At 40.6% G+C, this 12,859-nt stretch carries 9 protein-coding genes; 2 read left to right on the top strand and 7 right to left on the bottom strand.

The genetic code is table 11. From position 1 onward, the window contains the following. Positions 1–12: 12 nt before the first annotated feature. Both J6O61_RS09375 and J6O61_RS09370 read right to left on the bottom strand, forming a co-directional pair. Positions 13–930: a carbohydrate ABC transporter permease gene (locus J6O61_RS09375; RefSeq protein ID WP_292212296.1), complete on the bottom strand. Its 918-nt coding sequence runs from the start codon at positions 928–930 to the stop codon at positions 13–15. Between the two features lie 16 nt (positions 931–946). After that, positions 947–1,879, bottom strand: a complete 933-nt coding sequence (locus J6O61_RS09370) for an ABC transporter permease (RefSeq protein WP_292212294.1) — start codon at positions 1,877–1,879, stop codon at positions 947–949. 228 nt (positions 1,880–2,107) lie between these two features. On the opposite strand from J6O61_RS09370, the gene J6O61_RS09365 reads away from it, so the two are divergent. After that, entirely contained in the window at positions 2,108–3,121 is a 1,014-nt protein-coding gene (locus J6O61_RS09365; RefSeq protein ID WP_292212291.1) for a LacI family DNA-binding transcriptional regulator, read from the top strand. On the opposite strand, the gene J6O61_RS09360 is transcribed toward J6O61_RS09365, so the two are convergent. From J6O61_RS09360 to J6O61_RS09340, 5 genes are all read right to left on the bottom strand, one after another. Beyond that, positions 3,111–5,579: an adenosine deaminase gene (locus J6O61_RS09360; protein WP_292212289.1), complete on the bottom strand. Its 2,469-nt coding sequence runs from the start codon at positions 5,577–5,579 to the stop codon at positions 3,111–3,113. The genes J6O61_RS09365 and J6O61_RS09360 overlap by 11 nt on opposite strands. A 103-nt stretch (positions 5,580–5,682) precedes the next feature. After that, positions 5,683–7,467, bottom strand: a complete 1,785-nt coding sequence (locus J6O61_RS09355) for a sugar ABC transporter substrate-binding protein (protein ID WP_292212287.1) — start codon at positions 7,465–7,467, stop codon at positions 5,683–5,685. A 73-nt stretch (positions 7,468–7,540) separates the two neighbouring features. Further along, a complete protein-coding gene (locus J6O61_RS09350) occupies positions 7,541–8,467 on the bottom strand; it encodes a carbohydrate ABC transporter permease (RefSeq protein WP_292212286.1) in 927 nt (308 codons plus the stop codon). A gap of 12 nt (positions 8,468–8,479) precedes the next feature. Beyond that, positions 8,480–9,388 carry an ABC transporter permease subunit gene (locus J6O61_RS09345; protein WP_292212284.1) on the bottom strand — a complete coding sequence of 303 codons (909 nt, stop codon included), beginning with the start codon at positions 9,386–9,388 and terminating at the stop codon, positions 8,480–8,482. A 50-nt stretch (positions 9,389–9,438) separates the two neighbouring features. Further along, positions 9,439–10,488 (bottom strand): LacI family DNA-binding transcriptional regulator, encoded by a 1,050-nt coding sequence (locus tag J6O61_RS09340; protein WP_292212280.1) that lies wholly within the window; start codon positions 10,486–10,488, stop codon positions 9,439–9,441. 239 nt (positions 10,489–10,727) lie between these two features. Here J6O61_RS09340 and J6O61_RS09335 point away from each other — a divergent pair, with 239 nt between their 5' ends. Further along, the gene (locus tag J6O61_RS09335; RefSeq protein WP_292212279.1) at positions 10,728–12,734 is read left to right on the top strand and encodes a right-handed parallel beta-helix repeat-containing protein; all 2,007 of its coding nucleotides are present in this window, start codon (positions 10,728–10,730) and stop codon (positions 12,732–12,734) included. Positions 12,735–12,859: the final 125 nt, after the last annotated feature.

Below are 12,859 nucleotides of genomic sequence, written 5' to 3'. Positions count from 1 at the left end.
TTATACCTCCTTTTATCCTTTCACTGCTCCTATAGTTAACCCCTTTACAAAATATCTTTGTACAAACGGGTAAAGCAACACGATTGGTCCTGTAGCTATTACTGTCATGGACATCTTCATACTCTCGATTGGAATTGACGGAAGAGCAATTCCTGACTTTTCAGCAACTATTCTCATTGCTTCCGCACTTCCCAAAAGTCTCTGCAGGTAGTATTGAAGTGTAAATTTATTTTCGTCAGTCACATATAACATGCAGTTATACCAATCATTCCAGTAAGCCAGCGCTGAGAAAAGAGATAAGGTCGCAAGAAGCGGCTTTGAAAGCGGAATGATAAGTTTTGCAAATATGACCAGATCATTGGCTCCGTCTATCTTTGCTGACTCTGTTATTTCCATAGGCAGCCCTGACATGAATGATTTGGCTATTATCATGTTCCAGACAGAGAACATCAGTGGCAAAATAAGTCCCGCGAAGCTGTTTTTGAAATTAAGGTATCTTACACAGAGCAAATACCATGGAACGAGTCCTCCATTAAACAAAGTTGTGAAGAAATAGAAAAATGCGAACTTATTTCTCCAGGGAAAATCTTTTCTTGAAAGAACGTAGCCTGTCATTGTAGCCAAAAGAACTGACAAAAATGTTCCAACTACCGTAACTCCTATTGTTGTTCCATATGCCTTAAGTATCGCGATTGGATTTTTAAGGCTGAGCTTATAACTGTCTAAGCTAAAGTTTTCAATTGACGGCAAAAGCGGATAGCCGTTTCTGATAAGTGATGTCTCTGAGGTAAAAGAAGCTATGATTATCAGGTAAAAAGGAATTACACAGATCAGAGCAAAAATACCTATCAGAACAACTCCGACTATATTAACCGCAAGCTCATCTTTACTTAGCCTTCTGCGTTTATTTATAACTACTTGATTTGTCATGTCTTCCTTCCTCCCATCAATACAGTGCATAATCAGGATTAGCTTTTTTAACTAAGCCATTGGATATCATTATGGTTATGAAGCACAGCACTGACTGATATAAACTTGCTGCCGCAGATACTCCGATATCTCCGTTGTCTATGAGGAGTCTGAACACATATGTATCAATAACGTCAGTTGTTGGCTGAAGCAGTGCGCTTGACCTTACTGTCTGATAGAACAGACCAAAATCTCCTCTGAAGATATTTCCTATTCCCAAAAGAACCAATATCATCATGGTTGGCATAAGAGATGGGATCGTAAGATATCTTATCTTCTGCCAGGCACTGGCACCGTCAATTGATGCTGCCTCGAACATTTCCTGGTCAAGACCTGTAATGGCTGCCAGATAAACAACTGAGCCATAACCTGTCTGTTTCCATATCTTCAGGAAAATAATTACTATGATCCACGCCGATGGAGTATTGTATAAATCAAATGCATTGCCTCCAAGAGATGTCAATACATGGTTAAATACTCCTTTCTCGTAGTTGAAAATGTTGTACATTATGGCGCCTGCTACAACCCAGCTTATGAAGTAGGGCAAAAACATAAGTGACTGAGTTATCTTTTTAAAGTACTTGGAGAACAACTCGTTGAGCAAAATTGCGCTACCCATTTCAAATAAGACACCCAAAGTTATAAAGGCTATGTTGTAGAGCAGCGTATTTCTTGTAACCATCCCAAGTTTCCCTGAAATCAAAAGAGCTTTGAAGTTATTAAGACCATTCCAAGGAGAAAAGTAAATTCCTCCTGCATACTGATATTTTTTGAAAGCCAGGATTATTCCTGTCATTGGAACGTAACTGAAAATGATCACATATAAAAGACTCGGTAAAAGCATCAGTAAAAGTAGCCAATGCCTTTTTATTACCTTCATAAACGGAGTCTTCGTTTTACTTTTTTCCATACCCTCTCCCATGTGCATTATTTATAAATTTTCGAAATCCATGATTATATTTTAGTAATTGTGCCCAAAAGCCTCTAGATGAATAATTTTCAAATAATTCAAAGTTTTTATATCAAATTTACGAATATTTTATAATCTGCGCGCAATTTTGCGCATCATCCGCGCAATTTCAATTTTTTTGCGCAAAACTGATTGTCTTTTTGAATTTGCCAAACTATAATCAAAACTATGGGAAAAGAAATACGGTTAAACGAACTAGCTGAAAAATTGAATATTTCCACCACAACTGTTTCAAGGGCCTTATCCGGAAATGGAAGGGTCTCAGAAGAGACAAGAAAAAAGGTCATTGAAGCCGCCAGAGAACTGGACTACAGCTCTCCTTCTCAGAACAGGCAAAAAAATACCACTCCTTCCAATGGAAAAAGTGGTAATGTTGGTGTGGTCTTATCAAGAGATCTTTTATATGAATCAGAATTTTTTCACCTGTGTCTTCTTGGAGCCGCAGGGGCTCTGGCAGATCACGGCTATGAAACTCTTCTGATACTTTGTAACACCGATGAGTACGAGCCACTTATTCCGGCCGTAGAAAAAGGCGCACTTGACGGTGTGATATTTACCCGTGCCATTTCAGGTGAGAAAAGCCATTCATATCTAAAAAAGAAAAATATTCCTGTGGTAGTTGTAGGCTCCGGAATAAAAGACGCTGTTATGGTAGAACCAAACACTGCTCTGGCTTGCAGGGAACTTACTTCAAGTCTTATGAACAATGGCTGTAAACGGATCGCTTTTATCGGCGGAAACATGAATTATAACGTCAACATAAAAAGGCTGGAAGGGGTCAAAATGGGCATCTCCGACTTTTGCATAGACCCCGATCCCAATTTAATATTTCGTGACGTCTCAAGCTTCAGCTCTTGTAAAATTGCTGTTGAAACCGCTATGCAAAGGCGCTGCGACGGCATAATATGCTGTGATGATGTAACTGCCGGTTGGTCTTGTGATGCCCTCACAAAAATGGGTGTGTCCGTACCTGGAGACATACTGCTTGCAGCTTGCTATGACAGCAGCGATTTGGCACACCACAACCCTTCCATAACTGCCGCCCATTTTGACGCGCGTCAAATGGGAGTATATGCAGGTGAAGCAATGTATGGTCTTCTTAACGGTACTGAAAAAAGAACTATGATAACTGTTGAACACACAATCCACCTAAGAGAATCCACACGAGTATTTACTGCCTGACATCTCTTAGTAAATCCTTTTGAAGATCCGTCATGATTTTTACTAAACTTGACTCATCTCCAAAGGTATACACATATCCGTGAAGGGATTTTGCTTTCTGCATCAGGTTTTTGGAATGCTCCCAAACAAAAATAGCTGATTTACCTTTGCCGTTTTTGGCTTCCTGAATGAGATTTGCTGCAGCACTGTTACCATCAAATGCCACAACAGCAGAAGGTCTGCGCTCAAATATTTCGTAATTGAAGCTCTTATATATTCCCATTCCCTGAGATTCCGTTGATACTCTGACCTGTACTCCCAAAGCTTTTATCTTGTCTATTTCCTTTCTCTCCATCTGAGAGGGGACAACGGCATAAATTCTAAAGCCCTTTTTATTATGACTTAAAAGATATTTTTCATAACCTGCCAGCTTATGTCCAATAACAAAACACACTTCATCCGGATTCATATGTTCCAGTAATTCATCAATCTGCATTGTTGCTTTTTTACTGATTCTCGTAGCTCTGTTCTCAGTATTAAAGCTGCCTCCGATAAATATTACCGGGAATCTGTCCCAGGTTATTTCGCTTATCTGCTCCTTTAACTCCTGATTAGAGTCAAGTTTTGCCATCTTTTTGGAATTACCTTTTGAAATCTTCACAGTTTGCATCTTTTCCAAAAGGACTTCTTCCATATCCCTGTCTTTTACCAGCTCAGCAAAAGAAGCTTTCTTGACCGAATATGCTTCGCGGGCCTCATTTATTATCCGGGTTTCAGAGTCTTTCATAAGCTTAAGCTCTGCATCAGATAACCCAAGCATTTTGGCCAGCGACAGCTGCTCATCGATAGATGATGTTCCGTACAGAGCTGCACCATCAGTTCCCTGAACACAGCTTATTCCCTGTCTAAGATACTGTTTAAGCGGGTGATGCTCCAATGAGTTAAGGTTGTTAAGGCGCACATTACTTGTTATCTGAAATTCAAGAACAACGTTGTTTTCCTTAAGCTGCTTTAATACTTCTTTTCCCTTTTTGGAAGTCGGACTATAGGTATATAGACCATGTCCAAGGCGCATTCTCGGCATTTTCTGTCCGGGAGCAAGAGAATCCTTTACACAGGCGATACTGTGCGCAATATTATCTTTCTGGCTGTCATTTTCTCCGGCATGAACCCTTATAACAAAACTTGGATCTTTACCTGCAATCTTTACAATCTCCTTGAAAGCCGGTTTTAATGTGATTATGTCATTTATCTCTTCGCCAACAAAATCGCATCCTGCAACATATGGGTCAAGTGCAGTGGCTTTCAGAACTTCAAGATTCTGCTCTATGTAATCCGACGGTGTTACCGCATCTTTTACAATAGTCAAAGGTATTCTTCGCATAGCTGCAAGGAACCTGATCATTACGCCGGTTTCCCTGTATATATGAGGCATGACCTCATGAACCTGTCTTAGCATTTCCAGAGACTCGTATTTTTTTACAAGAGTCGTATCACTTATTTCGGCATAATAAACACCCTGTGCTTTGTAGTTTCTTGCTATCCACAAGAGCTTATCCTGAAAGATTGTGTTCTTGCAGTAATCAGCATTTTCTTTATCCTTGAGCATCTGCTTCAGATAAGCTTTTACATCTTCATCCGGAATCTGATCCACACTGTGCAGATTTATTTTTTCTTCGCTCTCTTTTCCTTTGCAAAAGACATAGCGATAGAGATAGACTTTCTCAAGGTTTGTGAAAACGGCCTGCCCATCCTTAATAACAGCAAGGGAACCGCGGATTTTAACTATATTCATCTCTGCATTATCCAGATTATTTAAGATAAGGTCCGCAAAGTTAATGAACGTATTGTCATTGATTCGTCTGTCGAGATATTTTCCCTGAAGTCCTGATGTAACAAACTGTCTTGCCACCTTTTCTCTCTGGGCATTAACTTTCTCCCACTGCATGGGAGTGAGCTTTAGATCAAGTTTTTTTACATAATAAAGAGGATATCTTATCTGATGAGCTATTCCCAATGCAATAAGCACATCACCCGGAAGATTTCCGTTCATATGCGTGTGAAGGTCCGCACGGAATTTCAAGTCTTTGCGAACTCTGGTCTTAAATATTGTCTTGTCAAGCTCAAGCTTAAAGTCCTTGGTCTGGCTCATAAGAGTCTTGGCTATTGCAGGAATTGAAGCTTTAACCAAAACACGTCCGTCCGGATAAATACTGGCGACCTCAGTCCCTCCCAACATAAAAACATAGCTCTCCGCATTGGATGAATCAACAAAGCACGGCACTTCACCGCGGATGACAAGCATATCATTTTCTCCCTTGGAAAGTGGCAGTTTACATAAACTCGCCAGATTTCTTATAAGATTCCCGGTACCATGATTAGGCGTAGTCAGTACGTAGTACATCCTGTCCAATTCTTTGTACAGGTTAACTATTATGTCTTTTTCATTGTCCAGAAAAAAGCAAGTGAAATATGTCATATTTTTATCCTCAAAATTAATCCAAAAAGCTTTTTAAACCAAAAAAACACTCTATGCTTATATTTTAGCATAGAGTGTTTCTTTGGTTTTTGCAATGTTGTTATTACTGTGCTGCTTTTCTTGCCTCAAGCATTGGAGCGTACTTTTCTGTATCAAATGCTACCAGGTCTGCCCATCCAAGGCCTTCAAGCTGGGAAGTCATATCATCCCACTGCTTCTCAAAGTCTGCATCGTCAGCAGCAAATACCATTCTCCAGGATGCATCCTTGATAATATCGCCACACTGCTTACGGATAAGGCTTATATCAGTTGTATCAATTGCAAGAGCAATGTTGATACTTGGAACTACTGTCATCATATTGTTCTTTGACAGATACTCAACGTCATCAGCTGCGCCAAACTTCTCAGTCCATTCTTTTGTTGTCTTTGTCTCATTCATCTTGATTGTTGATGACCACATATCTGTTCCATAAGGCTCGTTTGTATCAGGATTGATATCGCAGCTTGCAACGATCCACTGATTAATCTGGTTGTTGCCATCATTCCAGTTTCCGCCGCCCTGATCTTCAGGAACTGCAACTTCTGCAGAGAAACGATTAAGTCCGTCTTCTGTAAGGACATATTTGCCATCTTCTACTGTATAGATAAGACCTTCTGTACCACCATGCTGTATCTGTACGCCTTCCGGTGACGCATACCAGTCAAGGAATTCCATAAGCCTTGCAAAGTTTTCATCACTGACCTGAGAGCCTACAGCAATAACTCTTCCGTCGCCATAATATGTATCAGAAGGCTGATAAAGGTTCGTATCTGCTACAGGAATCTCAATGTAGTTAACACCTTCTTCTCCCTTAGCAGGCGTGTTCCAGAATCCATACTGCCAGCTGTACCAATACAGGTAAACTCTCTTGTCCTGCATCTTTGAAACCATCATGTTCCAGTCCTGTGTAGCTGAATCGGGATCTACAAGTCCCATCTGATTTGCCTGATAAAAGAACTTAAGCATTTTGTAATATGCACCGGCTTTATCTGTAAGGGGTGCAATTGAATTGTCTGTTCCGATAAGAACGGAACCGTTAACTTCCTGTCCATACCATTTTGTAAGCTGCGCAACATTTTCCATGTACTGGCTATCCCAGTCTTTCCACATACTGATTGCATATGCCGGATCGCCTTTATCATTCTGTGGATGAGCCTTCTGAATTTCAGCAAGACAATTGAGAAGATCATCAGTATTCTTAAGTTCCGGAGCACCTACTTCATTGTACATATCCCATCCCAAACGAGGATAAGTATAAACATGAAGCTGCTTATAGGCTGTTGGACCATTTGTATTCATTTCAAGCGGAATGGCATAAATCTTGCTTCCATCACCAAGCATTGCATTGAAAGCTTTAATCTGTTCCATATATCTGGAAAGATTTGGATACTGGGCAATTACATCTGTAAGATCATGAATAAGCCCTGACTCTACACACTCCTGCATATCAGCATTATCAAGAATGATAAGATCACCCAGAGCGCCTGCTGCACATCGTGTCTGGTAAAGAGCTGCGCCATCACCTGAAACCTGTGGAGCAATAATGTTGAGATTCATATTAAATTTGTCTTTTACAATCTTGCCATACCATCCGGACTGAACGCCCTGAAAGTTTGCAGCTACATCGTAAAAGTCTACGGTGTACTCTTCATCATGTGACACTTCAGCAGCTGCAGCCGTATCCCCTGTAGATGTTTCAGTTGTAGTTGTAGCTTCGGTTTTACTTTCCGTCTGAGTTTGTGTGTTTGTTGTTCCCCCTGCGCTGTCTCCGCTACTTCCACAACCGGCCAGCATTGATGCTGCCATAACTGCGGAAAGAGCAAGAGAAGCAATTTTCTTACACTTCATTTTCATTCCTCCTTTTAACCTCTTAACATTTATATCAACCCGCATGGGTTGCTTCCATTACCTTTTGGGGGCGTTAGCCTTTTACTGCTCCAATCATGATTCCTTTTACGAAGTATTTCTGGAAGATTGGGTATACGAGCATGATTGGTAACACTACGATTACTGTAATAGTCATTCTTACACTTGTTGTTGTCTGTGTTGTAGCGGCTGCTGCGGCAAGTGAAGAGGTGCTGGTGTTACTTTGAGCAAGAGATGCCAGTGAACTTGCCTGATTTAAATACTGATACAATACAAACTGCAACGGATAAAGCTTTGTATCTGTCATAAGAAGCAATGTGTCCTGAAAAGCGTTCCACTGACTTACCGCTGAAAAAATCGCTACTGTAGCCATGATAGGCTTGATTACAGGAATTATTATCCTGAAAAATACAGTCAGAACTCCTGCCCCGTCCATCTCTGCTGCTTCCTGCAGTTCCTTTGGCACTGACTCAACAAATGTTTTTGTAAGGATCAGGTTGAAAGGTGACACGATTGCCGGAAGAATATAGCCCCAGAAATTATTAGTAAGATGCATTGTCTTCATTACGAGGAACCATGGAATGATTCCGGCGTTAAAATACATCGTTGCAACTATCAGTCTGTACCAGAACTTTCTGAGCCACATTTTTTCCTGAGTAAACATAAATCCAAGGAAAGCTGAAGCAAATACTGTCAGCGCTGTTCCTATAACTGTTCTCATCAGAGAAATCTGAAATGCCCTTAAAAGACCATCAATCCGGAAAGCCGACAAATAGTTTTTAAAGTGAATCCCCTGCGGCCAAAAAAGAATATCTCCTTTTGCGCTTAAATCATTGGCACTAATTGTGTTGATAACTATGTAATAGAAAGGATAAAGGCAAAGGAAAGCTGCTATAGAAAAAACTATATAGCACACAATTTCCACTGTTCTGTCCCCTGCACTTACTTTTATTGTTGAACCTTTTTCATTTGAATGTCCCATCTCAAACCTCCATCATAGTATGCTCTCACCGCGGATTCTCTTTGATGCTCCGTTAACTATGACCAAAAGAACTACGCTTACCAGACTCTTTAGCATGCTGATTGCTACAGAAACCGAATATCCGCCACTACCCATAGCCATGTTGTAAACGTACAGGTCGAGAACCTGGATGTACTCTTTATTAAAAGCGTTTTGGAATACGTAATACTGTTCCATTCCATTGTTGAGGAAGTTAGCCACATTCAGCACCAGAAGCACGAAATAGGTTGGCAAAAGACTAGGTATTGTAATGTGCCGGATTATCTGCATTCTGGTTGCTCCATCAACTCTGGCTGCCTGTATCATCTCATCATCAATGCTTGATATAGCCGCAATGTACATAATTGCTGCCCAGCCAAGATTTTTCCATGTGAGCCAAAGCCACTGTGTAAACCATACATGACTTGATGACTGAAGGAAAAGAATAGGCTGATCAATCACTCCTGACTTTAATAAAAGGGAATTGAGCATACCTGTGCTGTTAAAAAGTGAAAAAGCGATTGAGTAAACCATTACCCAGCTCACAAAGTTTGGGAGTGTTGTTACTGTCTGCACAAACTTTCTGAACTTTACACCTCTGATCTCATTAAGAAATACTGCAAAAAGCATTGGAAGCCAGCTGGTTCCAAGCGTAAGTCCACTCATGGCAAATGTGTTTTTCAGAACCTGAATGATCTGCTGCACTTTAGTCTCGCTGCTTACCAAAGATTCAAACCATTTAAATCCCACAAACGGACAATTAGATAAAGTTTTTGGCGGCTTATAATCATAAAACGCGTACATCCAGCCATAGAGCGGATAGTAGCTAAAGAGTAATACCAAAATAATGAATGGTAATACTAACAGAAATAGTTTAAGAGAATAAATCTTCTTTTTTGACACCCCTAACACCTCCCTTTGGTTTAACGTTAAACCAAAATGGTAAAAAAACACTATCTTTCAGAAACCGATTTTCTGATGATCATCTTGCATGGAAACTTGTAAACCCTCGGATTATCCCCATTTTGCGAATCCCCATTCGCATCTTCCAGTTTATCAAGCAAAAGTTCTGCTGCTTTACTTCCTATTTCTCCAAGTGGTAGTTCTGTTGTTGTAAGCTGAGGTCTAAAGAACGCCGCTATACTTTCATTGTCAAATCCGGCTACTGAAATATCTTTTCCGACAATCAGATTTTTTTCTTCGAGGTAGTCATATACACCTCCGGTCATCCTGTCAGATATTCCAAATATTGCCGTGACGTTCTTCTCAAGCAATGACCTCGCACCATCAAAGCCTGCCTGCCTCGTCCAGTCCCCGTAATATACAAGCTTTGGATCAAATAAAAGTCCCTTCTCATACATGGCCCTTTGATACCCCAATAATCGCTGAGCAGTATGAATATTGTCCATTCGTCCTCCGATAAATCCAATACGTTCATGCCCTTTATTTATAAGATATGAAACCATCTCATAGGCGCTTTTCTCGTCGTCTATGACAACTGACGGAATTGCAGAAGATTCCGAGTAGGCATAACACATAACTATCGGCAGATCAAAGCCTGCATTAAATGTCTTTATGATTCTGGCATGTCCGGCCAGATATATAACTCCATCAACCTGAGATGAAAGTATATCTTTTATCACCGGATCCAAAACCGAATGATATTCGTCTTCCTGACCATACCAGGTGTCCGACCACCTGTCATAAAGTCTGAGATTATGAACCACAACCCGATAGTTCTTTTTTTCGCAGGTCTCCATGATACGCTCGATGATTGCAGGAGAAGTGAACTGCGCAATATCTTCTGCTATTATGGCAATTGTTCTGGTCTTTTTTACTCGAAGTCCCTGCGCAATATAGTTAGGCTTATAACCGGTCTCTTTTATCACCTGCAATATTCTTTTTTTAGTTTCTTCACTGGTCTTCGCCTTGCCATTGATAACATTAGAAACTGTTGTGGCAGACACGTTGCACCTTTCAGCAACCTCTTTGAGTGTTACCATTTATGATTCCTCATTTGTGATATTTAGTAAATCGTTAAACGTATGTATATTATTACGCTCAGCAAACTCTCTTGTCAAGGTTTTTTGTTAAAGTTAACTAATTATTCGGTTTATTCATTCTATTTTTGTGCATTTATCATTGACTTTTGGGCATTTCGTGCATAGTATATTATACATATCTATGTTAATCGTTAAACAAATTTCAACTTTATTGTCAATTATGTATGAAAGGAGTTTTTATGATCTACTACGTTGATGCCAATGCCTTTCGCGATGGGGACGGAAGCACTGAGCGCCCTTTTAAAGTTATCGGTGATGCTGCAAAAATTGCTCAGCCGGGAGATGAGATTATTGTAAGACCGGGGATATACAGAGAACATGTAGTTCCGAGAAATGCCGGAACAGAAAATTCTCCAATAATATATCGCTCTGAAAAACCGCTTGCTGCCGTAATAACCGGTGCCGAAGAAGCCAAAAACTGGACTAAGGTTAAAGGAAACCTTTGGAAAACATCTGTTAAGAACAGCATTTTTGGTGACTATAATCCATACACAACACGAGTTTACGGAGATTGGTACTTTGCTCCAATCATCAGGCACACAGGCGCTGTTTTCATTAATAACAGCATGATGTTTGAAACCACTTCCCTTTCTGAATGCCAAATGGGCAATCCGGATCCTCTTGCCTGGAATCAGGATGCAGCAAAATACCTATGGTACACTGAACAGGACGGAGATGAGACGATTCTTTATGGTAATTTCCAGGGACTTGACCCTAATAAGGAAAATGTAGAATTTCTTGTAAGACGCAATTGTTTTATGCCTGAAGAAAACGGTATCAACTATATAACAGTCAGTGGCTTTACTATCTGTAAAGCTGCCACAACATGGGCTCCTCCTGCTGCTTATCAGGATGGAATGATCGGACCTCACTGGAGCAAAGGCTGGGTAATTGAAGATTGCGAAATTTACGGAAGTAAATGCTGTGGCATTTCTCTTGGTAAGTATCTCGATCCGGAAAACGATATGTACTTTACAAAAAGACAGGTCAAGAGCCCAACTCAAATGGAGAGAGACGCTGTATGCCGCGGTCAGTACCACGGATGGCTAAAAGAAAACATAGGTCATCATACTGTTCGCAGATGTCACATCCACCACTGCGAACAGACAGGTATAGTTGGCAGAATGGGCGCAGTATTCTCGACAATTGAGGACTGCGAAATTCATGATGTATGTACCTCTCAGCAGCTTGGTGGTGCAGAGACTGCAGGAATAAAGCTCCATGCCGCAATAGATGTGACAATAAGGAGAAATCATATTCATCACAGCATTATGGGTGTCTGGCTTGACTGGCAGGCTCAAGGGGCAAGAGTAAGCCAAAATCTTATGCATGACAATACCCGTCCTGATGGTATAAAACAAGGTCCCGGTGCCATGTTTAACAGCGATGTGTTTATAGAGGTTGGACATGGTCCTACACTTATTGATAACAACATTCTTTTATCACCTGTTGCTATCACTATTCCAAGTGAAGGAATTGCAGTACTTCACAATCTTCTTCTCGGAAGCTTCAGCCTTATAAATTCCGGTGTAGACAGCATCGTTAACGGTCAACGTGAGCCAAGATATACACCTTACCATATCCGTCACCGTACAGAGGTTGCAGGCTTTATGACCATCCTTCATGGTGATGACAGAATTTACAACAACATCTTTGTGCAGCAGCACAAAATAGATGACAAAAAGAAAACTGCCGCTGATGCAGATTACAAGGTAGTTGGAACTGCACCATTTGATATTTTCCCAACCTATGATGAGTGGAATAATCAATTTGACTTTGAAAAAGATCCCGATATGGGACATCTTGCCGAAGCTCACTTTGGTCATCTTCCAGTATGGGTTGATGGTAATGCTTACTTCAATGGAGCAACTGTTTATAAGAAAGAGAAGAATAAGCTTGTAGATAAGAAGACTAAAGTCACCATAGAGCTAAAAGAAAAAAATGGAGAATATTTCCTTAAGACAAATTATGACAAAGCACTTAAGGATTTCACCTGCGGAGTTTTAAGCACAGACTGCCTTGGAGTTGCATTCGAACCAGAGCAGAAATTTGAAAATCCCGATGGCACGCCGATCATCTTTGATTGTGACCTTCTCGGAAACCACCGCTCATCGGAGACCATACCAGGACCACTTAGCACCGTTTCATCCAAAGAACTCCTCGTATGGAAATCACTACTCTTCTAAAGAGGGACGCGGATTGGCCATGAGCATGGGCAGTCTGCTGTTCTTCATACACAAATGGTACTATCTTCAGCAGTAAATAGAAAAATTCTGTGGTGACCATAGCTTTAGATAGAGCGATTTAGTAT

Origin of the sequence: Butyrivibrio sp. (genome assembly GCF_017635265.1) — a bacterium.
Lineage (GTDB): Bacteria > Bacillota > Clostridia > Lachnospirales > Lachnospiraceae > Butyrivibrio.
Note: the sequence above shows the minus strand (reverse complement) of the source record. Positions and strands in the feature narration are given on the sequence as shown.